Here is a 26452-nt window from a genome sequence, read left to right as displayed (position 1 = left end):
CTTAGATCTCTTTCCCTTCCGGCTTAGAAACGCGGACTTTTTTACCTTTGTTCTCTTGGTAGCCCAAACGAACTCCTTTCTTCTTCTTGGAGTCGTAGAACATTACATTGGAGATGTGCATTGGAGCTTCCACTTCAACAACACCACCTTGAGGGTTCTCTTGGGTAGGTCTTAAGAAACGTTTACGTTTGTTCAGTCCTTCTACTACTACACGATCCCTTTTCTTATCGATTACTAGGATCTTGCCTTTTTTTCCCTTCTCTTTTCCTGCGATGACAACTACTTCGTCATCTTTGTGAAGGCGAACGGATTTGAATTTTGTATATTCGGATCCCCGATACGTCAGCTTAGACATTATAAAACCTCCGGCGCTAGGGAGATGATCTTAGCGTATTTTTTATCGCGAAGTTCGCGAGCTACTGGCCCGAAAATACGGGTCCCTTTCGGGTTTCCTTTGTCGTCGATAATTGCGACTGCATTATCATCGAAACGAATATAAGAACCATCTGGACGACGAATCTCTTTTTTAGTTCTGACGACTACTGCACGCTGAACGGCCTTGTTATGGACCTTTTTCCCCGTGGAATCTTTTAACCCATAAGCAGGTTGTGCATCTTTAACGGCGACGATGATCTCGTCTCCTACGGAGGCGTAACGTTTTTTAGAGCCTCCTAAGACTTTAATACACATAACTCTTTTGATTCCGGAGTTATCGGCGACTTGGAGGATGGTTTCCTGTTGGATCATCTTACTTTGCCTTTTCTACGATCTTAAATAGACGGTGACGCTTTTCACGGGATAGAGGTCTGGTTTCAATCGCCAGGATTCTATCTCCTACTTGGCACTCATTTCTTTCGTCATGAACCTTCATTTTAACGGTTCTACGAACGATCTTCTTAAACTTAGGGTGAGTCTTACGAGCCTCTACAAGCATCACTAGGGTTTTGTCCATAGCAGTGCTTACTACTTTACCTTCGCTAAGAAGTGATTTTTTTATATGCTTCTTTGCAGTTTCCATAATCAGTTCGTTCCTTTAGCAGCTTTCTTAGCAGAAGCATTTGACTTTGCTAAAGCTTGCGTCTTACGAGTAGCTCTTGAATAACGTCTAGCTTTAGTAGTGCCAGACTTCGCAGCTAACTCTCTGGTCTTTTGGATAGTTAGAAGGCGTGCGATTTTTTTCTTCGCGTTAGTAATCACCTTCGGGTTCTCCAAAGAACGAGCAACTCCGTATTGGAAACGTGCTGTACGAATGATTTTGTAAGCATCTTCCAATTGTGCTAAAATTTCTGCGTCTTTCAACTCTGCGAGTTTGATCTTTTTCACAGCGTAGACCTCTTCACGAATTCAGTTTGAACAGGCAGTTTATAAGCAGCCAGGTCCAAAGCTTTTTTAGCGGTCGCTTCATCGATTCCGCTCATTTCGAATAAAACTCTACCAGGTCTGATCTCTGCGATCCAGAATTCAGGGTTACCTTTACCTTTACCCATACGAGTTTCCGCTGGTTTTTTAGTAATAGGTAGATGAGGGAAAATCCTAATCCAAAGTTTCCCGCCTCTTTTTACCTGACGGTTAATAGTGATCCTCGCCGCTTCGATCTGTCTTGCAGTCAAACGTCCGGAAGTAACGGCTTTAAGACCGAACTCTCCGAAGGACACTTTAGAACCACGTTCATCGGTTCCCTTTAAGCGGCCTCTTTGTCTTTTTCTGAACTTAACTCTTTTAGGTGATAACATCGTTTTTTACCTTTGGATCATCAAAGACGATCAGTTGGTCCTTCTTTTAACGGCGTATTTATCTTCTTCGGACTCTTCTTTACTGTTGATGAAGTCTCCAGTGTAAGTCCAAACTTTCACTCCGATTTGTCCGAAAGTGGTGCTTGCTTCACGGAATCCTAGATCGATTTTCGCTCTAAGGGTATGAAGAGGAATTCTTCCTTCACGATAACCTTCGCGACGAGCCATATCTGCTCCGTTCAAACGTCCAGAGATAAGGATCTTAATTCCTTCTACTCCACCTCTCATCGCACGACGAAGTTCTTGTTTCATCACGCGGCGGAACGGTTGACGCTCTTGGATTTGGATCGCGATAGACTCAGCGATACATTGTGCAATAGTCTCAGGCTTCTTAACTTCGATAATGTTAAGATTAAGAGGTTTTTCGGTCATAGTCTTAAGAACTTTTTTAACGGCTTCGATATTCGCTCCGTTTTTACCGATCACCACACCTGGTTTAGCAGTGTGCAGGTTAACGTTGATCTTCTCAGGGAAACGCTCCACTACTACTTTTACAACGCCTGCTTCTTTGAAACGGCCTTGGATAAATCTACGAATTCTAATATCTTCGTGCAGGTTCTTTTTGTAGTCTGCTTGCGAGAACCAGATGGAATCCCATCCGCGGGTAATTCCGATACGAAGTCCGATTGGGTTAACTTTCTGTCCCATGATTTCCCCTATTAATCCGAGATTACCACAGTAACGTGGCTGGTTCTCTTACGGATCCTTGCAGCTCTACCACGAGCGCGAGGACGGAAGCGTTTAAGAATTGGGCCTTCGTCCACTAGGATCTTTTTAATGAACATCTTGCCTGGATCAGCGTTATCACTTTTCACAACTGCGTTTGCAGAAGCGGATTTGATAAGTTTGAAGATAGGCTCGATCGCTCTTTTGTTAGTATATTTAAGAATATCCAAAGCTTCAGCAACTTCGTATCCACGGATCTCATCCGCAACAAGACGAAGTTTGCGAGGGGACATTCTAATAAATCTTGCGATTGCTACGGCTTCCATTATTTCTTAGCCGCCTTTTTATCGGTGTTTCCATGACCACGATAAGTACGAGTTGGAGCAAATTCTCCTAACTTGTGACCTACCATGTTATCATTGATGAAAACAGGGATAAATTTGTTTCCGTTATGAACCATGATGGTGTGACCGATCATGTCTGGGAAAATCGTACTTCTACGAGACCAGGTTTTAAACGGTTTCTTTTGGTTTTCAGAGTTCAGCTTGATCACCTTGCTCATGAGGTGACTGTCGATGAACGGACCTTTTTTAGAAGATCTCATGATGATTACCTGCTCCTATTTCCCTTTCTCTTCTGGATAATGAACTTGTCAGAAGGTTTAGCCCTACGACGAGTTTTGTATCCTTTAGTTGGAATACCCCAAGGAGTCACCGGGTGACGTCCTCCAGAAGTACGTCCTTCACCACCACCATGTGGGTGATCAACTGGGTTCATTACAACCCCTCTGACCTTAGGACGTTTTCCCAACCATCTGTTTCTACCAGCTTTACCGATCGAAACAAGGTTATGATCTCTATTGCTGCAAATTCCGATAGTAGCGTAGCAGTTTTGGTGAACTTTACGAACTTCGGAGCTTGGAAGTTTAAGAAGAACATATTCTCCGTCTCTACCTGCAATAGTAGCGAAGGATCCTGCAGTTCTTGCGATTTGTCCGCCTCTTCCAATTTTCAATTCCACGTTATGCACATTAGTGCCTGGAGGAATTTTTCCAAGTGGAAGTGCGTTTCCAACTTTGATTTCAGCGCCTTCTCCATTGGAAACTTTGTCTCCAACTTTCATGCCTTCAGCATTTAGGATATAAGCGTATTCTCCGTCAGAGTAACTAACGAGAGAAATAAACGCCGAGCGGTATGGATCATACTCAACAGTTTTAACTGTAGCAGTAATTCCTACTTTGCGACGTTTGAAGTCGATGATACGATATTTGCGTTTTACTCTTCCGCCTTTTCTGCGAACCGCAATTTTACCACCTTCTCCGCGACCTGCTTTGTAATTTAAGCTGATCGTTAAAGGGCGGTACGGTTCTGTCTCGGTGATTTCCTCGAAGGTTAATACCGATTTAAAACGGCTGGCGGCAGTAACGGGTTTAAACTTTTTAATTCCCATTTCTTATGCTTCCTTTCCGAAGTCGATGCTCGCGCCGTCTTGGAAAGTCACGATTGCTTTTTTCCAATGAGCTTTAGGAGCAGGTAGATGACGGAATCTTTTTATCTTTCCGCGATACACTTGGATGTTTACGGAAGAAGGTACTACATTGTAAATTTTGCGGAAAGCTTCCTTTACTAGAGTTTTGTTTGCTCTAGGATGGATCTCCACTGTGTATTTTACGGTTCTTTTACCGGCTTTTTCACCGATAGTCTCAAGATCTTGAGACTTCTCTGTGATGATCGGAGATAAAATTACTTCGTTAAGATTCATTTTCCTTCTCCGTAATGTTTGAGAATTTCTCCCAAAGCCGCTTCAGTGATCACAAGATTTCTATTATATAGAATGTCACGAACTGCGATACGTTTAGAGTTGATGTATTTTACAGTAGGGATATTACGAACTGACTTTTTAAGGAAATCGTTCTCTCCATCTACTAAGAATCCGATCACTCCGGTGTTCTTTAGTCCGATATTGCTGAATAAAGTAGAGAATGCTTTTGTGCTGAATTCTTTTGGATCCAGATCTTCTATTACTTTAATGACCGCGTCTTGAGCTTTCTTATTCAAAACGGAAAGAACCGCTCTGCGTTTCACTTTTGGAGAAACGTTATATGAATAATCTCTCTTGCGAGGTCCGTGAACAGTACCACCGCCCACCCACTGAGGAGCACGGATAGAACCTTGACGAGCTCTACCAGTTCCTTTTTGGGACCAAGGCTTTTTACCACCCCCGGAAACTTCCGAGCGAGTTTTGGTATGATGATTCCCGGAGCGAAGGTTAGCATTCTCCGCTTTGATGGCGTCGTAAATCGCGCCACTGCTATATTTGGATTCGAACAACGATGCAGGAAGTTCGATTTCCGAGAGCAGTTTTCCTTCTTTTGAATACTTCTGTGCTTTCATGACTAACCGCGGTCTTTATATCTTCTCAATAGTGATGATGGAGTTTGCACGACCCGGAACGGATCCGCTTACAAAAACCAAATTTTCTGCTTCGTGAATACGAACCACTTTCAGGTTCAATACAGTCTTTGTATCAAAACCCATACGGCCCGGTAATTTACGACCTTTGAATACTCTACCTGGAGTGGTGTTGGATCCCATGGATCCTGGATGTCTATGAAAACGAGAACCGTGAGCTCCTGGTCCACCATGGTGTCCGTATCTTTTGATAACACCTTGGAAACCTTTACCTTTGCTGGTTCCTGTAACTTTTACAATATCCGAAACTGCAAACACGTCTTGTGCTTTTAATTCAGCTCCCGCTGCCGGCTCTTCGCCGAAATTCCGGAATTCCTTCAACACTCTCTTAGGAGCAAGGCCTGCTTTTGCCAAATGCTTTATCTCGCCTTTGGTCAGGTGTTTTTCTTTATCATCCTGATAAGCTAATTGTATCGCGTCGTAACCGTCCGTAGCTGCGGACTTGACTTGGGAAACTGCGCAGGGACCTACCTCTAAGACGGTTACAGGAATAATGTTTCCTTGCTCGTCGAAGATTTGGGACATCCCTATCTTTTTACCGATTAATCCCTTTGCCATTTCTTCTTCCCTTAGGATTTAATATCCACTGAAACACCTGCAGGGAGTTGCAGCTTCATTAAAGCCTCAACTGTGTCTTCATTGGTGTCCAGAATGTCTATGAGCCTTTTGTGAGTTTTCATCTCAAACTGCTCTCTTGATTTTTTGTTTACGTGTGGAGAACGGAGGACTGTGTATATTTCCTTCTTCGTTGGAAGAGGAATCGGACCGGAGACAGTAGCTCCGGTCCTTTTGGCAGTCGCAACGATCTCGTAAGTTGATTGGTCGATCAACTTATGATCGAAAGCTTTAAGCTTTACTCTGATCTTTTGGCCAGCCATTCCCTTTCTCTTACTCGGTGATCTCAGCCACTACGCCAGAACCGATAGTCTTTCCACCTTCGCGAATCGCGAATTTAAGACCTTTGTCCATAGCGATCGGGTGAATCAACTCGATGCTCATTGTAACGTTGTCACCAGGCATTACCATTTCCATACCGTTAGGTAGGTTACAAACGCCAGTGATGTCGGTAGTTCTGAAATAGAACTGTGGACGGTAGTTATTGAAGAATGGAGTGTGACGTCCACCTTCGTCCTTAGTAAGAACGTAAACTTCCGCGTTGAATTTTTTGTGAGGAGTGATTGATCCTGGCTTAGCAAGAACCTGTCCTCTTTCGATGTCTTCTTTTTTAGTTCCACGAAGAAGAGCACCGATATTGTCTCCAGCTTCTGCAGAATCTAAAAGTTTACGGAACATCTCGATACCGGTAACAACTGTTTTAGTAGTAGGGCGAACACCAACGATTTCAACTTCATCGTTGATTTTCAAAGTTCCTTGCTCTACTCTTCCAGTTGCAACAGTTCCACGACCAGTGATAGAGAATACGTCCTCTACTGGCATTAGGAAAGGTTTGTCAACGATACGTTTTGGATTCGGAACGTAAGTGTCCAGAGCTTCCATTAGTTTAACTACAGATGGAGCTCCTAACTCAGACTCGTCGCCTTCAAGAGCTTTAAGAGCGGATCCGTAAATGATTGGGGTGTCATCACCAGGGAAGCTGTACTTGTTTAACAAGTCACGAACATCCATCTCAACCATTTGGATCATCTCTTCACGCTCATCAGCAGCAAGCATGTCCGCTTTATTGATGAATACGATGATGTAAGGAACACCTACCTGACGAGCGAGCAGGATATGCTCTTTCGTTTGAGGCATTGGTCCGTCAGTTGCAGATACAACTAGGATCGCAGCGTCCATCTGAGCAGCACCGGTGATCATGTTTTTAACATAGTCAGCGTGACCTGGGCAGTCTACGTGTGCATAGTGGCGGTTAGCAGTCTCGTACTCTTGGTGAGAAGTAGCGATGGTGATACCACGAGCTTTTTCCTCAGGTGCGTTATCGATTTGGTCGTACGCTACGGCTTTGTTTTTTCCACCCAATACTTTTGCAAGCGTAGTGGTGATTGCTGCCGTTAGCGTGGTTTTTCCATGGTCAACGTGTCCAATTGTACCAACGTTTAAGTGTGGTTTGGACCTGTCGAATTTCTCCTTAGCCATAGCGTTTTTAACTCCTTACTTTATTAACAAATCTGAATTCAGACTTGTTTGTTAAAACAATACAGAATGGTTATCAAAGTCGAAAAGGGTGTCCAAAGATAGGACGCCCCTTCCCTGTGCCATATTTCTAAGGACACCGCTAAAGCCAAGCAAGTTTTGCGTAGAAGCACTTGCCTGGATCAAATGACGCCCTTCGGTCAACTCAGTGACCTTACGAATCTTCGCGTCCCTCTTGGCCAAACTGGCCAATATATCTCCGAGATATTGATTCGGTGTAAGAATCTCTAACTCAGAAAGGGGACCAATGAAATCCGAATGATTCGGAATTATGTCCTTTAAACCTTTGATGACAGCTACTTTGATCAGGGAAGAAAGATCGAAAGACTTTGTCTCACTCGGAGACTCGTAACCCTCGACAATCATTTGTAGACCGAGAACTTCTTCTCCGTCTATCCCGCGGGCGGTGACTTCCGTAAATGCGGATGTTATCGCCTCTTTGATTGGATCAGCTAGCTGAACATTAAACCGCACTCCCTTAGAAAAGTTGTTAGAACTTTCCAAGGACGCGAGCACCGGACCGCTCGAGATCTTTTGATCGAACGCGGTATGCTGAAATGCGACCTTTTGAACCAAATTTTTCCATAGAGCAAATCTTGCAACCTTGATTCCACTCGTTTGAAAGCTTTTTAAAAAAGACTCTTTCAAACGAGAAAGAGAGATCTCTAAATGTAACTCACCTGTGCCTGATAAGCGAAATTGCCCAGTCTCTGAGAGAATATCTACGCTTACTGCTTCATCCAGCCAGGCCAGATCTTGCAAACGATCCCAAAGCTCCTGTCTATCTTCTTCCTTTTCCGGTTCTATTAAGATCTGAAATTGTTTTCTGATCGGAGAAAGTAGAGTTTTGTTTTCTATATTATGTCTCGAAAGAATTTCCCCTGGGATCCAATCCAAAAGAGATGTGGTTGCGAGAAGTTCTCCCGCTTTACCTGATGAAACTTCTTCATAGTCTCTTGCGGAAATTTGATATAAGTTCTCTATCTTATGTTTTGTTTCTCCATGTAGGAAGAAGTCCCCGACTTTGATGGAAGCCAATGTTTGGAAATGAAGAAGTTTTCCAAGTTCGGGATGAATTTCTCTCTTAAACGCCACACCCGCTTGCTCTTTAGCAGAAGGAGAAGAAGGCTTTCCTTGCGCAAGGACCTCTAAGAGAGAAAGTAATTCATTTACTCCGAGCCCCTGGAGCGCGGATCCTCCAAGCACTGGAAAAATTATACCTTCCCAGAATCCTTTTACCAAACCTTTGATAGCAAGCTTAGGAAGAAGGTTATGATCCTTGAGATATTCTTCTGAAAGTCCGTGATCCCATTCTATCAATGGCAGGAGTTCCGACTCTTCTCCTTCTCCCTTTAATACCGGGATAGTTCCATCATCTTTGAATAGCAGGATTGGTTCTTTTCCTAATGCTACTTCCAGATCCACCAAAGGAGAGAGAATGTCTGCGCCTGGGCGATCTAGTTTATTTAGAAAAAATAATATTGGTTTTCCTGACTTTCTTAAAGCCTCCACATTTTGGAAGGTCTGTGATTTTAAGCCTTCGAAAGAATCAATAAGTACGAGTCCAAAATCGGAAACGAGTAAAGAAGCATTTGCTTGGGATTGAAAATCCAAATGCCCTGGATTGTCCACGAACTGCAGAATGACACGAGGCTTTTCAGGATTTGGGTAAGGGATCCGGGCCACAGTGGACTGGATAGAAATTCCCCTTTCGATTTCTTCGGGGAGATAATCAGACTCTGTAGTACCTTCTTCAATTCTGCCCGGCGAAGAAATTTTGCCGGTCTCGAATAAGATCCTTTCTAAGAGTGTGGTTTTGCCCGCATCAATATGTGCGAATATTCCTGGATTTAAGAATGGTACTGACATGATGCAAAAGCCGCCGCGAAAATCCATTCGCGCGTTTTGGACTACACAAGTCAATTCTCAAAGGTTCGGGTTCTCACAGAGATCGCGGAGAACATAGAGGACTAACAGGCAGAGAAAAGAAGATCTTGGATTAGTTAAGTAAAAGCTCTTTTTCTCTTCGAGGCTTCGCGTGAGAATTCTACACTAGTCATTTTGGCTCACGCAAAGGCGCAAAGAAAAGAAGGCTTTTATTTTCTATTCCCAACCCTCTCTCCTACACCCTGCGGCTCAGCGGCTCTGTATTTTTTTAGTACGACACATCTCTGCATAACGAAGTGCGCTCAGTCTTGGTTTTCTTTTCATCGTAGTGTAATCGACTTCTACTAATCCGAAACGAGGACCGTAACCGTCATTCCATTCTAAGTTGTCCAGAAAGGACCAATGATAATAGCGCTCTACTTTAACACCTTCGTCTATAAGCAGTTTGATCTGATAAAGATGATCTACGATATATTTTTCTCTTTTCTCATCTTTCTCGTCTGGGATTCCATTCTCTGTGATATAGATCGGAAGTTTATATTTGTCCCAAGCTCGATGACAAACTTTGTGCATACCTTCTGGATAAATTTCCCAACCCAGATCATTCTTTTCTGATTCAGAAACCTTAGGATCTACGAGAGGAGTAGCGAATAAGTTGCCTGGATTATAGCTGGCTTTGAATAGATGCCTGGAATAATAATTGATCCCTATAAAATCGCAGAAAATCCCCTTCCCTTCCGGATAACCGAAACCTACAGGAAAACAAAGTTTACCTTCTACAAATCCTTTCATATGGATTTCGTGGAATAGATAATCGCTTAAGAAACAACCAAGCTTTGCAAGAGGATGAGAATTGAAAGGTTCGAATATAGCAAGATGATGTGCAAATCCTACTTTTGTTTCCCCTGCAAAGCCAAGTTCTTTGCGGATCTTGTGAATGAGTTTATATGATTTCAAATGAACGAGGATTAAATTTTTAGTAACCTTCATATAGGCAGCAATATCACCATGACTTCCTGGAGGATATTTTCCATCCATATAACTATCGTTTGCGAATACATTCGGTTCATTGATAGTACACCATTCTGAAACCAGATCTCCAAAATTCCGAATGGAGAAGTCCACGAATCTCATGAAGTCCCCTACTGCATCCTTGGAAAGCCATCCTCCTTTTTCCTGATACCATTGAGGGCAAGAAAAATGATGAAGAGTTACAAGTGGTTTGATCCCAGCCTTGATCAGCCTTTGGAATTCGTCACGATAATGTTCTACTCCTTCCGTAGACCATTCTCCTTGTTTAGGTTCTATACGACTCCACTCAATACTCATTCTATAACATTCTTGGTGAAGTTGAGAAAGAAGTTCTATATCTTCTACATATCTACGATAATGATCTGCTCCAGTGATAGAAGATTCTCCATTTCCAACTTTTCCGATAAGAGACCAAGCATACCAATTATTATAAATATCTCCACCTTCTATCTGAGTTGCTGCAGTTGCAGAACCTAATAAAAAATTTTTAGGAAGTTCGAAATTTTTAGACATGTTAATTCTCCTTCTTTTCTCCGGGACCTTGTTTTGTTTCTAAAGCGAGCACCAATAGATCTATTTGTGTTTGTACGAGCTCCATACCATTCACACCGAATTCTCTTGGGATCAAAGTTTCTCTGAGAGCAACTCTTTGCCCAAGACTCCATAGGACTGTTGTAATTGTAGGAACAAGTATTGCTAAGGAAGAAGGGACACTGAGACTTCCATCTCCTTCTCCCTTTTCTAAAATTTGTATGATAAGTTTTTCTGTGAATAGAAACTCTGCAAACAAAGACTCTTCTGAAGAAGCATCCAATTGAAAGGAACTGCGTTCTCTGAATACAAAATCGAACTCAGCGGTAAAACGAAGTAAAGGTTTATGAGTTTCTAAATATTTCGCCAGAGTTTTGAGAAAGGAAACAAGCTCTTCCTTTCCGGAAAGATTAGAACTTCTAAGATTCTCAAATGTTTGGAGTTGGAAATCATTCCAAGGTGCGAGAAGTTTTCTAAGAACTTCAATACTGAGCGCTTCCTTTGTATCAAAGTAACGATATAGATTTCGCCGAGTGCAAGATGCTTTTGCGGCAATATCCTCCATGGAAACTTCCAGGAGTCCTTTGGCCAAAAACAGGGATTCTGCGGCTTCTAATACAAGCTCTCTGGTTTGCTCCCTTGTTCCCACATCCCCTCTTTCACAAATGTCACAATATGTGACATTTTTCTAAACAGTAAATGTGAGGAGTCAAGTCATTTGTGCGATTTTTCCCGCAATTCCGTCTCTCTCAATGAATCTCGGAAAGTAATTCGTACTTTTCATGTAGACAAATGATTAGTTCCATTTTCGGATCACTTTTAAAAAAGTACTGTTAAGCTCCAGACAAATCCATATTCTGTATCGTAATTCCTGAATCGAATAAACGGACCTTGAGTATATTATGAAATATTAATTTGTTCTTCATAGCTCTTCAAGGAGGGAATCAGTTCCAAATGAAGCTATGAAACTTCAAAAGAACAAACTAATCATCGTATCAAATCGACTCCCCGTAAATCTTACACTCCGTAAAGGTAAATACTCTTATCGAAAAAGTGCAGGAGGTCTCGCAACAGGTGTCTCTTCTTTTTTAGACAAACTTGGTCCGGATAATAAATTTGTTTGGGTCGGTTGGCCGGGTAGTATTGTTGCCGAAGCGAGGATAGATGAGGTAAACAAAACTCTCGAAGATGGATTTGGATATTTTCCAATTTATCTTTCCGAACCAGAGATCAAACAGTTCTATTCAGGTTTTTGTAATCGCACTATCTGGCCTTTATTCCATTACTTTCCGAGTTATACGACTTATTCCCAGGAAGAATGGAAATCATACAAAGAGATCAATCAAAGATTCGCCGAAAGAGTAATTCAGATCTACGAACCAGGAGATACTGTTTGGATACACGATTATCATCTCTTTCTTTTGCCTTCCTTGCTGAGAGCGATGATTCCGGATATTAAGATCGGTTTTTTTCTACATATCCCTTTTCCTCATTTCGAAGTTTATAGACTATTACCGATGTCCTGGAGAAAGGAAATTCTTTTGGGAATTTTAGGCAGTGACCTGGTCGGATTCCATACGCACGATTACACACAGTATTTTTTAAGATCCGTTCTCAGAATATTAGGATTAGATAATCATTTCGGACTGATTAACCACGGAGATAGATTCATTAAAGTGGAAACTTTTCCGATGGGGATTGATTTCGAAAAGTTCAGGCAATTCTCGCTTACAGATTCCTGTGAAATCCTAAGACAAGAATTAGAAAGAGGAACCAAAAATAAAAGACTCTTGCTGACTGTGGATAGATTGGATTACTCCAAAGGGATAGCAAAACGACTAGAAGCATTCCAATTATTTTTGGAAGAACATCCAGAGTGGAAAGAAAAAGTAGTCCTCTTAATGATCATCGTTCCTTCTCGCTCTGAGGTGGAAGAATACGGTAAAATGAGAGAATCGATCGAGAGAATGGTGGGGATGATCAACGGTCTTTACGCCACTATGGAATGGTCTCCGATCATTTATCGTTATAAGTATTTTTCTTTTGAAGAGTTGGTCGCATTTTACGGTATTTCGGATGTGGCGTTAGTCACACCTCTTCGAGACGGAATGAATTTGGTCGCAAAGGAATTTCTAGCTTCCAGACCAGATCTTTCCGGCGTACTAGTTTTATCCGAAATGACTGGGGCAGCAAAAGAATTAGGAGAAGCAATCTTAATCAATCCGAATAATCCTCAAGATGTAAGCGACGCAATCCAGGAAGCACTCACAAGTTCTTTGGAAGAACAAATAGCACGGAACCTTCCAATGGTAGAACGTATCCGTAAATATGACGTGATAAAATGGGCCTCAGATTTTCTAACCCGCTTAGAAGAAACGAAGAAGAATACCAAAGATCTTTCCGCAAAAATAATCGAAGGCAGGATCCAAGGTGAGATCATAACTAGATTCAAGAATTCATTCAAAAGGGTCCTGTTCTTAGACTATGATGGCACATTAGTTCCTTTTGCGAATAGCCCATCAGAAGCGATCCCGGAATTCAGACTTAGACATTTATTGCTTCGACTTACCTCAGATCAGAGAAATACGGTCTACATCGTTAGCGGAAGAGATAGGCATTGGCTGGATAAAACTCTTTCCGGCCTTGGCTTATGCTTTATCGCAGAACATGGTGTATGGTACAAAGCAAACGGGGATTGGAAATTATTCAGAGAACTTTCAGCCGCCTGGAAATCGGATCTTTATCCAATATTGGAAGAATACTGTAGACGCCTTCCCGGAACATTTATCGAAGAGAAAGAATTCTCACTAGCTTGGCATTATCGTGGAGCAGAAAACGATGCTGCAGATTCCATGACTAGGGAGCTTCTGAATGATCTGGTCAATTATACCGGAAATTTAGATGTACAAGTCCTAAAGGGAAATAAGGTGATCGAGGTAAAATGTTCCGGAGTTAATAAAGGAATTTCTTCTAAACAGATCGCTGCGGAAATTTCCGCAGATTTTATCCTAACAGTTGGAGACGATTGGACGGACGAGGACATGTTCCGCGAACTCCCCAAATACGCGTATTCTATAAAGGTCGGGATTAGTCCTACGGAAGCGCGTTACTATCTCAGGTCCTCGGAGCAGGTATTAGACTTAATCGAATCATTACTTAAACCTATTCCGGGAGACGAAAATTTTGGATAAACATACTTATTCCTCGGGGATTATCGGAAATTGTTCCTTCTTAGCTTATATCTCTAAGAATACTGAAGTAGAATGGTTATGCTGGCCAAAGTTCGATTCTTCCTTTATTTTCGGATCACTTTTAGATCGGGATAAAGGAGGCTCCTTTCGCATCGTTCCGGAGGATCAAAACGCTAAATTCGAACAAAAATACGAGGAAAATACGAATATCATTCGGACTAAAGTGGCCTGTAATGACGGAACTTTTTTAGTAACGGATTTCGCTCCGAGATTTTTCGAAGGAGAAACACATTATAAACCTTTAATATTAGTTCGTAAAATCGAGCCGATTGAAAATTCACCGAAAATCAATATAGTTTGCGACCCTAGAGATTCTTACGGAAGTTTTCTGCCTAAGGCAAGTCTTGCAAGCAATCATATCGTATTTTCCGGTATGGGATCGGACCTTCGCCTAACTACGAATATTTCTCTTCATTATATTCTTCAAAATACGTCCTTTGTTTTAAACGAAACAAAATACCTAGTGCTAAGTTACGGAGACCATCTCGAAAATCCATCTGAAAGAAAGATCCAAGACTTATTGGATCGAACCAGAGAATATTGGAGAAATTGGGTAAAACATTGCTCCATAGGAGAATTCCAACAGGAGGCAGTGGTTCGTTCCGCTTTAGCTCTCAAACTCCACCAGTTCCAGGATACGGGAGCGATCATCGCCGCGGGAACTACAAGTCTTCCAGAATCTCCATCCAGCGGTAGAAACTGGGACTATAGATATTGTTGGATCAGGGATGCTTATTATACACTCAGTGCTTTGAATGGAATTGGGCATTTCGAGGAAATGGAACATTACTCTCATTTCTTGGAGAATATCGCCTCCACTAAAAGAGAAAGGATACAGCCATTATTTTCCATTTTGGGAGAAGAAATCTTGGAGGAGAAGATCTTAGATCTGGACGGGTATCTGGGAAATAAACCGGTTCGTATAGGCAATCAGGCATTCACCCATATCCAAAACGACGTTTATGGACAAATTTTACTTTCGATCATGCCTCTTTATCTGGATACAAGGTTCCATAAAAAAAGTAAATCCTCTTCCGGACAATCCATATTAAATCTTCTTAAACATATCGAAAGAACTATGAACGAACCTGACGCGGGTTTATGGGAATTCAGGAACCTTCAACAGAAACATTGTTATACTTTTTTATTCCATTGGGCAGGAAGTGCGGCTGCGGAAAAGATCGGACAAAAATTAAACGATCGAGAGATTTGTGACTTGGCAGCTTCCTTAAAGGAAAGATCTGCTCTAAATATAGAAGCTTGTTACGATAAAAAAAGAGGGGTATATACGCAAGCGGAAGGTACTGAACATTTGGATGCCAGCCTATTACAATTGATCAGCCTGGGCTATCTGAAAGAAGAGCCCGAAAAAGCAAAAAGGCATTTAACCGTACTCGAATCGGAATTAAAAACAAAAGAAGGATTATTTTTTCGTTATAAGCATAATGACGACTTCGGAGCTCCTAAAACAGCCTTTCTTGTTTGCGCCTTCTGGTATGTGGACGCATTAGCCTGTGTGGGAAGACTGGAAGAAGCTAAAAAGTATTTTCTAAATCTTCTGACATATACCAATCATCTGGGACTTTTTTCGGAAGACGTGGATCCGGCAAACGGGTCACAATGGGGAAACTTTCCCCAAGCCTACAGTCATGTAGGGCTGATGAATTCCGCATTCAGGATCTCCAGAAAAATGGACATACCTTTGTTTTTATGCCCTTAAGATCCGGATTGAAACTTTTTTACTCTAAAAATAGCAAGTATCGGGTTTCGAGTTATCTCTTTCTTATCTATACTTCAAAACCATGAAAGGACAACAAAACACAGACTTTGATAGGATTGCAGACGCGATCTTCTATCTTCGTAAAAATTTCAAAACTCAACCAAGCTTGGAAGATGTGGCAGGTAAATTAAAACTTAGCCCTCATCATTTCCAAAGAATGTTCACCGACTGGGCAGGAGTAAGCCCAAAAAAGTTTTTGCAATACACTACTTTGGAATATGCAAAAAGTTTATTAAAAGAGAATGGCTCCTCTTTATTAGACACAGCCTTGGACTCAGGACTTTCTGGAACAGGTAGATTACACGATCTGTTTGTGAACATAGAAGGAATGACCCCAGGAGAATACAAAAATGGAGGAAAGGATCTTTCAATTAACTATAGTTATGCGGAGAGTCCTTTTGGCAAATTACTTGTGGCCTCTACTCCAAAAGGAATTTGTTATATTTCATTTTTTGAAAATGAGAAGAAGGTATTCCAAGAGTTAAAGTCAATCTTTCCGAACGCGGCTTATAACCAAACGGTAGATATGATCCAACAAAATGCTTTGTTCATATTCACTCATGACTGGAGCCAGTTAGGTAAAATAAAATTACATCTCAAAGGTACAGACTTCCAACTCAAGGTATGGGAAACACTTTTGAAAGTCCCTATGGGAAAACTTTCCACATACGGACAGATCGGAGAACAAATGGGGAATCCTAAGGCAACAAGAGCAATAGGAACTGCGATCGGAAATAATCCAGTGGCTTTTCTAATTCCTTGTCATAGAGTGATCCGTTCTTCTGGAGAGTTTGGCGAATACCATTGGGGAGATTCTCGTAAGGTTGCAATGATCGGTTGGGAAGCTGCCAAAACGGATCTGGTCAATAGGAATGATCTGTGAATCCTGATTTTTCAAATTTAAATTGGGACAGTCTATTAGAAAATTTGAATTCTACTGGGGCTGTCCTACAAAAGAATATTTTGGATGAGGAATATTGCTCGAAATGGATCTCTTTATACGATCAATCCGATCTGTTTCGCAAAACTGTAGTCATGGAAAAATATCGTTTCGGTTCCGGAGAATATAAATATTTCAAAAATCCGGAGCCCCCACAAATTGCAAAAATCAAAAAAGAGATCTATCCTAAACTTTCTCCATTAGCAAACCAATGGATGGAAAATTTGAAGATAGATAAACGTTTTCCTGTAGATCTAATAACTTTCCAGAATTTATGCAAAGAGAAGGGACAAACCCAACCTACAAGTCTTTTACTCAAATATGGGAAAGGAGGATTTAATACTCTTCACCAAGATCTATACGGAGATGTTTATTTTCCGATCCAATTAGCATTCTTCCTAAACGAACCAGGTAAGGATTATGAAGGAGGAGAATTCGTATTAACTCAATCCAGGCCGAGAGCCCAATCTAAACCTATCGTCTTCCGTCCCGAAAGAGGGGATATGATCCTATTCACTACTGATTTCTTTCCTATAAAAGGTGCAAAAGGATATTATAGATCCCAGGTAAAACATGGAGTCAGTGAAATTCATAGCGGTAATCGACATACTCTAGGTATAATCTTTCATTATGCGGTTTCTTGATGTTTCTCCATTCTGAATTTCAACCACAAGAAATAAGATCTTTGATCCGAAAAAAGAATTTAGCCTTAGCCGGTAATTTAAAACTAAAAATTTACGGAACTCTTTTTTGTAATTCAGGCAAAAGAATGAATAAACAAAATCGTATCTTCTTTTCTTCTGAAAAAGAAGCGATTAATTTAGGATTTCGACCTTGTGGACATTGTTTAAAAGAAAAATATAAAGTTTGGAAACATGGAACTGTTTGAATCAGAAAGACTGAGAAACTTACTTCCCTATGACGGTACTGTTACTTATTACGGAATGATCGTCGCTCGGGATCTTTCAGATAGTCTTCTCAAAATTTTACTCCAAGATATCCCTTGGAAGAACGACGAGGCGATTATTTACGGGAAACATATAATCACCAGAAGAAAAGTAGCCTGGTTTGGAGATTCAGATTATGAATATACTTATTCAAACACTACCAAAAGAGCGCTACCTTGGACAAAAGAACTTTCTGAACTCAAAATTCTAACAGAAGAAATCACCGGAACCAAATTTAATTCCTGCTTACTCAATTTATATAATAATGGAGAAGAAGGAATGGCCTGGCATAGCGATGATGAAAAATCATTAGGGAAAAATTCCACTATTGCTTCTTTATCATTTGGAGCAGAAAGAAAATTTTGCTTCAAACATAAATCCACAAAAGAACAGATTTCTTTAATATTAGAACACGGAAGTTTATTGGTCATGCAAGGAGCCCAAGAATCTTGGTTGCATAGTCTTCCTAAAACAAAATCAATTAAACAACCGAGGATCAATCTGACTTTCAGAACGATGCGTTATTAAGATAAAAAACGATCCCGTTCCTGATTTCTGTTAAGAACGGTTTTTCCATGCCGTCCACGCACCCGTAGACCACAAAGCCCAAGCAATCAGGATCGGTTGGAAAAGTAAGCGAATCCCTCTAGACATATCTGAGTTCAGGTGAAATGCATTGATCCCGTTCACATATTGGGAAATATTTCCTGGAAATATCAAAACGAAGAATAAAGCAACGATCCAGCCCACTTCCGCTTTGAACTTATATAAGAAAATTAAAGAAAGACCGAGAACAATTTCCACGATCCCGGAAAGAACAACCACTAAGTCTCCATCCATTGGCAACCAATTCGGGACCTGAGCTAAGAACTCTGTCCTCTGCCAAGTCAAATGACCGATTCCTGCCGTGAATAGAAAAGCGCCCAAGATAAATCGAAATATATTTTGCGCTCGAGTCGTTGTGACCGGAGCCAATCCTATAATACTCATCGTAATCTCCTTTTGTATTTCCTACTATTTACATTTATTAAGATAACGGTTCCAAAAACTTTCTAGCTAAACGAGCGGCCGCATAATACGCAGGAGAAGGATTGAATTCAAATTCTTTCAAACATACTTCTGTAAATTTGATCGCATGTTCGTCTCCATGCTCGATTGCCCTATCTATCATTTCTTCTCTGGATTCGTTTTCTAACCTTTCAGGAAGTTCGATACTTAGTTTTTTACCAAATGCAGAAAATAAAGCTGCTCCTGACTGCCAGGAATATCTTAATAGAGACTTCTTTTCATATTCATTCAGAAAAGGCAATATACTCCTGAGAGCGGAAACGCTAGTCACAGAATGTATAAATACGATCGCAGAAAGATTATCTTCTACATTATTCAGGACCACCCTGGAAAATCCTTCCGACAAACCCGAAATAATTTCTTCAGGTTGATTAGAAACGTTTAGATATCCGATCACGGGAGAAAAATTATCATAGTCTCCCAGTCCTTGTAGAGAAGAAACAATTGTGCCCGAAAAGTTTTTAGATTCTTCCGGGACAAAATCCACTTTTTGTATGGCATCTTCCGGCCCTAGACCTAACAAAGAATCGAAAGAAGTAGGTAATTCCAAATAAGTAGAAGCCCAAACAGCTAAGCCGGAAGCAAGTTCTCTCTTCCTACGTCTCGATTCTTTTCTAGTTAAACTTCTGACAGCATGCCCAGTGCGGATCACTCCATGAGTAGCATCTGCGCAAATTCCTGGAGCAAGTTTGACGGCCCACTCGGAGACAGTTTTCTGCCAGGGGCCTTCTTCCAATTCTGTATTAAAAAAGTTTTCCCATTCAGGATATGTATCAGGAACTCCTAGGAAGTCTTTCCAATCACCGCTATAAATTTTGTTCCTGGGTTTCTTTTTTTCTAAAAATTGGTTTCCGTATCTTTCTAACCAAGGAAAAACACTTTCTCTTTTTCCCATTGTAAGTAGCGCCTCACAGGCCATAGGAGCATGATTACTTAGTCCGTTTTTAAGATCCGGACCAAAGGGTTCCAAATATTCTAAAACTTTTTCCATTGTATCCTCTTCTTCCATATAGCCGCCTCGATCCTTACGAACCAGTACATTAAAATAACAGAATGCTTTCAAATCCTCTTAGGATCTTAAATTGGATCCCATCATGAGAGGTTTTTTGTATCATAAATTCCATCCCTGTTTTTACATCGTCTCCCAAACTTAAGTTGGGTTCCAACGGCTCAGTCAATGGTTTGAAAAAATTATCCCAATGTATTGGGATCACCATCTTAGGAGAAATTTTAGTTACGGTTTCTTCGTAATACTTTGACTTAAATTCTTCTTCTTGTTTGCCGAGCATAGCAATCCCTAAGAACAAAACATCTGCCTTCAAACCATCCCAAGCATTCTCGATATAATTCGTGCTACCTTTGATCAGGATGGAATTTTTTCCATGCTCCACTAAAAAGTCATAGGTCCCGCCTTCTATATAATCTTCTGCCTTAGCAGGTTGAGACAATGCTTCCGTTAAATCCGGTCTATTCGGATCTGCAGCATTCGTTTTTCCCAAAATTTTAAATGGAGGAGTATGTTTTGAATTTAGTACAGTGATCTTAAACTTACCGATCTGTATCTTTTTGCCAGGTTGGAATAATGCCAATTGTTCTTCAGGCAATCCTCCCCCTTTTCCTATCTGGATCGTAGAAAGAGAACCGTATAATTTAGCTCCAGTCTCCCTAGCAATAAAAGGAGAATCCATAGAATGATCGTAGTGTGAATGACATACGAAGATCCCTTTTAAACGTTTAATGCCTGCAAGAAGCATAACGTATTTAATCTCCTGCTCGTCGGAGGAAATTTTGGTGAACATAGTTTTGAAAAGAGAAGGTCTAGAAAAAAATCCATCTGTCAGGATCTGAGTCTCTCCATCATCCAACAGAATCGAGCTTGTCCCTAAAAATACTGCTCGGACCTTTCCTTTTGGGATCTCAGAAGAAAGATCTCTAGGATCATTTCCTATAAAATGTTGCTTATAGTCCTGGATATTTGCGGAAGAAGTCAGACAGTTCTGCAATAATAAGACCGTAGTCAAAAGACTAAAAAAACCAGACCTGGAACCTCTTATATTCATGCTACCTACCGAAAATAACTTTCATAAAGTTATATACACTTCAAACTTCTGCCAAGTAGAAATTCCTAATGATACCAAAGTTCTTTAAGACCGGAAAGGAATTCCGCTCCTGGCTTTCCAAAAATTATAAAAAAGAAACAGAACTTCTTCTAGGCTTTTATAAGGTAAAGTCCTCTAAAAAAGGAATTTTATATGGAGAGGCAGTAGACCAAGCCTTATGTTTCGGTTGGATAGATGGGATCAGAAAGAATATAGATGAAGAGAGTTATTCTGCCCGTTTTACTCCCAGAAAGATAGGAAGTATTTGGAGTAAGGTTAATATAAAACGTATCCAAGAGTTGATCCAGGAAGGTTTGGTCCAAGAGTCTGGCTTACAAGCTTTCCATTCTGAAAAGAAGAAGACCGCGCAATATTCTTTCGAGCAGGAGAAGATAGAACTACCTTCTGCTTATAAAAAACAATTCCAGAAAAATAAAAAGGCCTGGGAGTTCTTTACTAGCCAAGCTCCCTCTTATCAGCGAACTGCCATTTGGTGGGCGATCAGTCCCAAAAGGGAAGAAACCAGACTGAAAAGGTTGGATATCCTAATCTCAGACTCCGGGTCCCAAAAAAGGATAGATGCACTCTCATGGAAAAAGAAAGAGCCCCAAACCTAATCTTCGATCTTCCCCCCTTTCTATTCAAAAATTCCAGTTTTTAATCGATTGACCAAAAGTGGATTCTTTCGATTTTGGTTATTTTGATATTGAGACTTAGATTCATTATCTAGAGAGAATGCCATGAAACGCCTATTACCCCTAGTTCTTCTATTCCTATGGACCTGTTCCAATTCTTCTTCCAAAACCCCAATGGGGCTTTTAGGCGGAACTAACTCCACGAGCGCAAGTTCCAATTTTGAGATCTCCTCCCCCACCGAAGGAGAGGTTTTATCCGTTTACCAATTCGACTTAGGCGTCTCAGGTGCAAGTTCCGGAACCTACGAAGTTTTCCTAAACGAAACTAAACAAACAGAATTAGAAGGAGAAACCGCCGAATTTCAAGTGCCAAGCCTCAAACCAAAAAGAGGCCAAAACACACTCAAAGTAGTTTTAACAAATGAAGAAGGTAACGTACTAGAAAAATCTGTCTCCTTCTATTTCGGGAACAAACTAACAGCGGGAGGATCACATTCAGGATTTATAATAGATGGTTTTATCTATTCCTGCGGTAGAAATAACAAAGGCCAACTCGGGACAGGATTTTCAGAAGGAGATACAAGCAATCCTAATATAGTAAAACTTACTTCTATCTCCGGGATCGTAAGTATTTCATTTAACCAAAACAATTCATTAGCGATCAAAGATGACGGAAAAGTTTATACCTGGGGAGCAAACGCACAAGGGCAATTAGGACTAGGAAACACAACTGAACCCGCAGTTGGAACTGCAGGAAATCCCGCTGCACAAACTCCTCCTACAGAAGTTCCAGGGATCACCGACGCAGTTATGGGAGCATTCGGTTTCAATCATGCAGTCATTTTAAAGTCTGATGGAACAGTAGTTGCATTCGGGCAGAATAATGTGGGTCAATTAGGAAATGCAGATCCAGCCATTACAACTACAACAGTTTCTTCCAACCCTGTAGCAGTAGTTGGGCTTACAAATATCATCCAAGTAATTGCGGGTTCACAACATTCTGCGGCCTTAGATTCAAACGGTGATGTTTACGTTTGGGGAAGAAATCAGTATGGAAATTTAGGAAATGGAAGCACTTCAACCTCTACTGCAATTTTTTCAACCCCGGCAAAGGTCCCTGGACTTACAGGTATAAAACATATCGCGAATGGAAGAGATCATATTCTAGCATTAAAAAGTGACGGAACAGTTTTTGCTTGGGGCTTAAATGCGAGCGGTCAGTTAGGAATTGGAAACCAAGATAGTCCTAAAAATTCTCCATTACAAGTAAGTAATATAATAAATGCGATCCGAGTATTCGCAGGCGGTACACAAAGTTTTGCCCTTCTTGCCGACGGAAGTATCCAAGGTTGGGGAGAAAATGGACAAGGTAATTTGGGAAACCCAGATGCAGCTACTAAAGTTACTGAGCCAAACTTAAGCGTGGTTGGAATTTCAAAAGGATCCAGCTTAGGAATAGGAGCTCTCCACGGTTTCGTGTTACTACCGGATAATTCCGTATATGGTTGGGGTTGGAATTTTAGAGGATCTCTAGGAAGACCTGACTTGCAGGATGCCTGGGCTGCTAAAACCCCAGTTGCTTTAACATTTCCATAAGAATAGTGACACTTCCTATAAAAAAATACCTAATAGTACTTTCTGTTTTTCTAATAGGATGTTCCGAACTTGGAAAACAAATTTTTGGAAATGGGAATTGCAGCTCTCAAGATTTGTCTTGCGGATTATCAGAGATCTATCCATTGGTCTCTGTTTCTGGAGATCAAATAGGATCCTGGGAATACGAAGAAGGAGAAGAATTGTCAGGAGGTAAGGATATGACCTCTTATGATTTTACTTCCAGGGCATATTTACAATTTCCTCCTGGTCTTCCTTTGGATAAAATTTCAGATTTTACAGTAGGACAATCCGTCTTTGAAGTTCCTTGGGAAAATTCAAGTTCTGGCCAAATAGATAGAAGAGGACTTGGGCCTCTATTCAATGCAAACTCTTGCCTGGCCTGTCATATAGGAAATGGAATAGGAAAAGTCCCTTCTGGACCTACAGAAACTATGCTAACTGCGTTGGTCAGACTAAGTAACGATGAAAATTACGGAGGTCAATTACAGCCATTCTCTTTAAACGGTGTTCCGGCAGAAGGTAAGGCATCTGTTTCTTATTCTCAAATAGATGGAGTTTTCAGAGATGGCACTTCTTACACATTAAGAAAGCCTAAAGTAGAATTTTCCAATCTGAACTACGGGCCTTTGGCATCTGACGGAGAAATATATTCTCTCAGAAATACTTCTAAGGTGATCGGAATGGGGTTATTAGAAGCAATCCAAGATGAAACATTACTTTCTCTACAAGATGAATATGATTCCAATTCAGATGGGATTTCTGGAAGGATCAATTTAATCCTGGATATTGAAACTGGAACAAACAAGATAGGAAGATTTGGTTGGAAAGCAAATGAACCAAATTTGAAACAACAAGGCTCACGCGCATTTTTAGAAGATATTGGGGTGACCAGTCCTTTATTTCCTTTTAAGAACTGCACTTCTGCTCAAACCGCATGTGATTCTTCTCCGCATGGAACCTTACCTGAGCTGAATCCCACTAAAATAGATATGATGGTAAAATATATGAGGCTAATCGCCGTTCCTGCGAGAAGATCTCCTTCTTCTTCCGAAACAATTGCTGGTAAACGTATCTTTTTCCAGGCAGGATGTAATTCTTGCCATATTTCTAAATTAGTAACTGGCAATATTCCTGGTGCTCCTGAAATATCAGGACAAACAATCCGGCCTTATACCGATCTTTTATTACATGATATGGGAGAAGGCCTTACGGACGGAAGAACTGATCATTTGGCCTCCGGAAGAGAATGGAGAACTGCTCCTCTTTGGGGAATCGGTTTAGTTTCTAAGGTAAATGGAACATTACAATTACTGCATGATGGAAGAGCAGAAAGTTTTATAGAAGCAGTCCTATGGCATGGAGGAGAAGCAGAAAGAAGTAAACAATATGTATTAAAACTTTCTTCTTCCCAAAGAGACCAACTAGTTAAATTTCTGGAATCACTTTAATTTTGGATCTTGCCCAGGCAAAGTAAAGAAGAAGGTCGCACCTTCTCCTTCTTTGGATTCGGCCCAAACTTTTCCTCCGTGGCGGGAGGCGATCCTTTTCACAATTGCAAGACCTACTCCTGTACCTTCAAATTCAGAATTGGAATGTAATCTTTGGAATACACCAAATAGTTTATTATAGTACTGCATATTAAAGCCAGCACCGTTATCTTTGATATAGAAAACGGTCCCTTCTTCGGATCCCATTGAACCAATTTGAATGTTAGGTGATTTTGCTTTTTTAGTGTATTTGATAGCATTAGAGATCAAATTCACCCAGAGTTGTCGCACCGCAGGCTGGTCTGCTCTTACGTTCGGAATATCCTGTATTTCAAAAACGACCTCTCTGCCAGACTCCAGGTTTATCAATTCTTTATATACTGTATTAGCCAATTCTTTCATTGAAATTTCTCTTTCGGCAAGTTCAGTTCTTCCTAACCTGGAAAACTCCAAAAGATCATCCACCAACTGTCCCATCTGCTTTGCGTTCTCTATAATTTTTCCTATGATCCTTTTTCCTTCTGCGTCAAAATTCACACCATAATCTTCCATCAAGATCTGAGTGAAACCACTGATCCCTCTGATGGGCGCTCTTAAGTCATGAGAGATAGAATAAGAGAAAGATTCCAATTCCTTGTTCGCAAAAACCAATTGTTCCGTACGAACCTTTACTCTTTCTTCTAAGTCATTATTCAATAAGCGGATCTCATTCTCAGCTTCCTTACTTGCTGTGATATCTTGGTGTACAACGATCACTTCTAAAATATTCCCAGCAGTATTTTTAACAGGATAAAGTACCATCTGCAGCCAACGATCTCTTCCCGAACTTCCGATCAACTTAGGATCGTAAGGAAAAGGCTCAGACATTGCTGCTTCTCCGCTGAACGCCTTCTCCACAAATGGGAAGAATCCGGCTTCTTTTATTTGAGGGTCTTTTAATATATTATAATCGACTAATACATCCCGTCTGGTATTCCACATCTCTTCCCAGGCGAAATTAGCTCCCGTACAAATCCCTTGGGGATCGTAGGTCAATACAGGATAAGGAAATTGTTCCAGAATAGTCCTAAATCTATTCTCACTCTTAAATAGATCCATGGTTTTTGAGCTGACCAATTTTTCTAATTCATGGTTCAACTCTGAAAGTTTCTTTTCAGCATCTGTTCTTGCTATATCAGATTTTTCTAATTGGGTAGCTACGAACCAAACCAGAACAAAAAAGGTGAGTATGATCCCTGTCATTAAGAATCCGACTCCAAGCTCTAAACTAACTGGATTTAATCTGTTTAAATAGATACGGAGATACCCAAATAAAACGGGAACAATAATTAAGAATGGAATTAAAACCCGAGCTAAGATCCCTCCTGAACTTTTGCTCATAAACACTTTCATAAATCCTGAATGTCCGTTGATCAAAAGGAGAGCAAAAGAACAGAAAATAAAACTAATAGCTGTGTGGATTGCCATAGGAATATAGGAAAGAATTCCGTAAAACTCCTGGACTTGATACACATATCCAATGATCGAAAAAAGTCCGATCAAAAGTACCAAAATACATAGATAATTAGAAATAGAACTTAAAATTTCCTTTCGATAAGAACTTAAAAAAACAGCAGAGCCAAGTATTACAAAATCAAATGCAGTATTTGGAGCCATTCTGTTCGGAATACCTTTTATAATATCTTTTGCGATCTTATCCGAAAAAAGGATTTTATCCATTCCAAGATCGAATCCACTAATGAGGGAATATAATTTAGTAAGACCCACTAAAAGAACGAATAACCCAATTAAACGAACAATACTTCGGTACGTATTTGAATCAGAACGATTTAAATTTAAATAAAGTGCAATCCCGATAAAAACGAAAGAAACTGCAGACATCGGATTCATTGCGACCATCGAAGCTCTAGGCCGTTTTAAGATCTCAATATCCAATAACCATCCGAGCAGAACCAAAGCTCCGATTAAAGGTGGAATAAAAATTAGTACGTTATGCTTACTTTTCAAGAGAACTTCCGGATATCCTTCGGAAAGAAATTTCTGATTTTAGCTTAGGATATTCAAAGAGATCCCGATTTGGAATCTCTTTTTTAAATA

Annotated in this window: 30 protein-coding genes; 9 read left to right on the top strand and 21 right to left on the bottom strand. The window is 40.6% G+C overall.

Annotated features, from left to right (window positions below; genetic code table 11):
* Position 1: 1 nt before the first annotated feature.
* The 17 genes from rplX to EHQ52_RS10975 form a co-directional block, all read right to left on the bottom strand.
* Entirely contained in the window at positions 2-355 is a 354-nt protein-coding gene (gene rplX / locus EHQ52_RS11055) for a 50S ribosomal protein L24 (RefSeq protein ID WP_100710926.1), read from the bottom strand.
* Positions 355-747 carry a 50S ribosomal protein L14 gene (gene rplN / locus EHQ52_RS11050; RefSeq protein WP_008596038.1) on the bottom strand — a complete coding sequence of 131 codons (393 nt, stop codon included), beginning with the start codon at positions 745-747 and terminating at the stop codon, positions 355-357. Before rplN ends, rplX begins: the two co-directional genes overlap by 1 nt.
* Before the next feature lies 1 nt (position 748).
* Positions 749-1018: a 30S ribosomal protein S17 gene (rpsQ, locus tag EHQ52_RS11045; RefSeq protein ID WP_100710925.1), complete on the bottom strand. Its 270-nt coding sequence runs from the start codon at positions 1016-1018 to the stop codon at positions 749-751.
* Positions 1019-1020: 2 nt separating this feature from the next.
* Entirely contained in the window at positions 1021-1323 is a 303-nt protein-coding gene (rpmC, locus tag EHQ52_RS11040; protein ID WP_135615219.1) for a 50S ribosomal protein L29, read from the bottom strand.
* The gene (gene rplP / locus EHQ52_RS11035; protein WP_135615218.1) at positions 1320-1733 is read right to left on the bottom strand and encodes a 50S ribosomal protein L16; all 414 of its coding nucleotides are present in this window, start codon (positions 1731-1733) and stop codon (positions 1320-1322) included. Before rplP ends, rpmC begins: the two co-directional genes overlap by 4 nt.
* Before the next feature lie 30 nt (positions 1734-1763).
* Positions 1764-2441, bottom strand: a complete 678-nt coding sequence (gene rpsC / locus EHQ52_RS11030; protein ID WP_086448204.1) for a 30S ribosomal protein S3 — start codon at positions 2439-2441, stop codon at positions 1764-1766.
* Between the two features lie 11 nt (positions 2442-2452).
* On the bottom strand, positions 2453-2785 hold the full coding sequence (gene rplV, locus EHQ52_RS11025; protein WP_086448203.1) for a 50S ribosomal protein L22: 333 nt from the start codon (positions 2783-2785) through the stop codon (positions 2453-2455).
* Entirely contained in the window at positions 2785-3066 is a 282-nt protein-coding gene (gene rpsS, locus EHQ52_RS11020; RefSeq protein ID WP_024863921.1) for a 30S ribosomal protein S19, read from the bottom strand. The genes rplV and rpsS overlap by 1 nt, the downstream gene beginning before the upstream one ends.
* A gap of 2 nt (positions 3067-3068) precedes the next feature.
* Positions 3069-3908, bottom strand: a complete 840-nt coding sequence (gene rplB / locus EHQ52_RS11015; RefSeq protein WP_100724357.1) for a 50S ribosomal protein L2 — start codon at positions 3906-3908, stop codon at positions 3069-3071.
* A gap of 3 nt (positions 3909-3911) precedes the next feature.
* Positions 3912-4220, bottom strand: coding sequence for a 50S ribosomal protein L23 (locus EHQ52_RS11010; RefSeq protein WP_086448201.1), 309 nt, complete (start codon positions 4218-4220; stop codon positions 3912-3914).
* A complete protein-coding gene (gene rplD / locus EHQ52_RS11005; RefSeq protein WP_100705559.1) occupies positions 4217-4852 on the bottom strand; it encodes a 50S ribosomal protein L4 in 636 nt (211 codons plus the stop codon). The genes EHQ52_RS11010 and rplD overlap by 4 nt, the downstream gene beginning before the upstream one ends.
* Before the next feature lie 15 nt (positions 4853-4867).
* Positions 4868-5488, bottom strand: a complete 621-nt coding sequence (gene rplC, locus EHQ52_RS11000; RefSeq protein WP_135615217.1) for a 50S ribosomal protein L3 — start codon at positions 5486-5488, stop codon at positions 4868-4870.
* A gap of 11 nt (positions 5489-5499) precedes the next feature.
* Entirely contained in the window at positions 5500-5808 is a 309-nt protein-coding gene (gene rpsJ, locus EHQ52_RS10995) for a 30S ribosomal protein S10 (RefSeq protein ID WP_008593919.1), read from the bottom strand.
* Positions 5809-5818: 10 nt separating this feature from the next.
* Positions 5819-7024, bottom strand: coding sequence for an elongation factor Tu (gene tuf, locus EHQ52_RS10990; RefSeq protein WP_100710919.1), 1206 nt, complete (start codon positions 7022-7024; stop codon positions 5819-5821).
* Positions 7025-7075: 51 nt separating this feature from the next.
* Complete coding sequence (locus tag EHQ52_RS10985) at positions 7076-8950, bottom strand: elongation factor G-like protein (RefSeq protein ID WP_135615216.1); 1875 nt, start codon at positions 8948-8950, stop codon at positions 7076-7078.
* 267 nt (positions 8951-9217) lie between these two features.
* The gene (locus EHQ52_RS10980) at positions 9218-10513 is read right to left on the bottom strand and encodes a glycoside hydrolase family 1 protein (protein WP_135615215.1); all 1296 of its coding nucleotides are present in this window, start codon (positions 10511-10513) and stop codon (positions 9218-9220) included.
* Between the two features lies 1 nt (position 10514).
* On the bottom strand, positions 10515-11180 hold the full coding sequence (locus tag EHQ52_RS10975) for a TetR/AcrR family transcriptional regulator (protein ID WP_135615214.1): 666 nt from the start codon (positions 11178-11180) through the stop codon (positions 10515-10517).
* A 313-nt stretch (positions 11181-11493) separates the two neighbouring features.
* Between EHQ52_RS10975 and EHQ52_RS10970 the strand changes: the two genes are divergently transcribed.
* From EHQ52_RS10970 to EHQ52_RS10945, 6 genes are all read left to right on the top strand, one after another.
* Positions 11494-13722 carry a bifunctional alpha,alpha-trehalose-phosphate synthase (UDP-forming)/trehalose-phosphatase gene (locus EHQ52_RS10970; RefSeq protein WP_135615213.1) on the top strand — a complete coding sequence of 743 codons (2229 nt, stop codon included), beginning with the start codon at positions 11494-11496 and terminating at the stop codon, positions 13720-13722.
* Complete coding sequence (locus EHQ52_RS10965; protein ID WP_135615212.1) at positions 13715-15502, top strand: glycoside hydrolase family 15 protein; 1788 nt, start codon at positions 13715-13717, stop codon at positions 15500-15502. Before EHQ52_RS10970 ends, EHQ52_RS10965 begins: the two co-directional genes overlap by 8 nt.
* 82 nt (positions 15503-15584) lie before the next feature.
* Positions 15585-16445: a bifunctional helix-turn-helix domain-containing protein/methylated-DNA--[protein]-cysteine S-methyltransferase gene (locus EHQ52_RS10960; RefSeq protein WP_135615211.1), complete on the top strand. Its 861-nt coding sequence runs from the start codon at positions 15585-15587 to the stop codon at positions 16443-16445.
* Positions 16442-17146, top strand: coding sequence for a 2OG-Fe(II) oxygenase (locus tag EHQ52_RS10955; protein ID WP_135615210.1), 705 nt, complete (start codon positions 16442-16444; stop codon positions 17144-17146). Before EHQ52_RS10960 ends, EHQ52_RS10955 begins: the two co-directional genes overlap by 4 nt.
* Positions 17147-17187: 41 nt before the next feature.
* Positions 17188-17391, top strand: a complete 204-nt coding sequence (locus EHQ52_RS10950; protein WP_208653475.1) for an Ada metal-binding domain-containing protein — start codon at positions 17188-17190, stop codon at positions 17389-17391.
* Positions 17378-17977 (top strand): alpha-ketoglutarate-dependent dioxygenase AlkB family protein, encoded by a 600-nt coding sequence (locus EHQ52_RS10945; RefSeq protein WP_135615208.1) that lies wholly within the window; start codon positions 17378-17380, stop codon positions 17975-17977. Before EHQ52_RS10950 ends, EHQ52_RS10945 begins: the two co-directional genes overlap by 14 nt.
* Before the next feature lie 30 nt (positions 17978-18007).
* Here EHQ52_RS10945 and EHQ52_RS10940 read toward each other — a convergent pair whose 3' ends face one another.
* The 3 genes from EHQ52_RS10940 to EHQ52_RS10930 are packed head-to-tail and all read right to left on the bottom strand — an operon-like array spanning position 18008 to position 20577.
* Complete coding sequence (locus EHQ52_RS10940) at positions 18008-18439, bottom strand: DoxX family protein (RefSeq protein ID WP_135615207.1); 432 nt, start codon at positions 18437-18439, stop codon at positions 18008-18010.
* Between the two features lie 37 nt (positions 18440-18476).
* Positions 18477-19580 (bottom strand): questin oxidase family protein, encoded by a 1104-nt coding sequence (locus EHQ52_RS10935; protein ID WP_244244837.1) that lies wholly within the window; start codon positions 19578-19580, stop codon positions 18477-18479.
* A complete protein-coding gene (locus EHQ52_RS10930; protein ID WP_135615206.1) occupies positions 19558-20577 on the bottom strand; it encodes an MBL fold metallo-hydrolase in 1020 nt (339 codons plus the stop codon). The genes EHQ52_RS10935 and EHQ52_RS10930 overlap by 23 nt, the downstream gene beginning before the upstream one ends.
* A gap of 68 nt (positions 20578-20645) precedes the next feature.
* Between EHQ52_RS10930 and EHQ52_RS10925 the strand changes: the two genes are divergently transcribed.
* The 3 genes from EHQ52_RS10925 to EHQ52_RS10915 all read left to right on the top strand — a co-directional run bounded on the left by EHQ52_RS10925 (position 20646) and on the right by EHQ52_RS10915 (position 24316).
* Positions 20646-21233 carry a YdeI/OmpD-associated family protein gene (locus EHQ52_RS10925; protein WP_135615205.1) on the top strand — a complete coding sequence of 196 codons (588 nt, stop codon included), beginning with the start codon at positions 20646-20648 and terminating at the stop codon, positions 21231-21233.
* Positions 21234-21356: 123 nt separating this feature from the next.
* Complete coding sequence (locus EHQ52_RS10920; protein ID WP_135615204.1) at positions 21357-22847, top strand: RCC1 domain-containing protein; 1491 nt, start codon at positions 21357-21359, stop codon at positions 22845-22847.
* Positions 22848-23065: 218 nt separating this feature from the next.
* Entirely contained in the window at positions 23066-24316 is a 1251-nt protein-coding gene (locus EHQ52_RS10915; RefSeq protein ID WP_425269392.1) for a di-heme oxidoreductase family protein, read from the top strand.
* Here EHQ52_RS10915 and EHQ52_RS10910 read toward each other — a convergent pair.
* The gene (locus EHQ52_RS10910) at positions 24308-26362 is read right to left on the bottom strand and encodes a sensor histidine kinase (protein ID WP_135615202.1); all 2055 of its coding nucleotides are present in this window, start codon (positions 26360-26362) and stop codon (positions 24308-24310) included. The two genes, EHQ52_RS10915 and EHQ52_RS10910, sit on opposite strands and share 9 nt — an antisense overlap.
* Between the last annotated feature and the right edge of the window lie 90 nt (positions 26363-26452).

The sequence above is a fragment of the Leptospira koniambonensis genome (assembly GCF_004769555.1).
GTDB lineage: Bacteria > Spirochaetota > Leptospiria > Leptospirales > Leptospiraceae > Leptospira_B > Leptospira_B koniambonensis.
The sequence above is the reverse complement of the archived record's forward strand: the minus strand, read 5'-3'. Positions and strand labels throughout refer to the sequence as shown.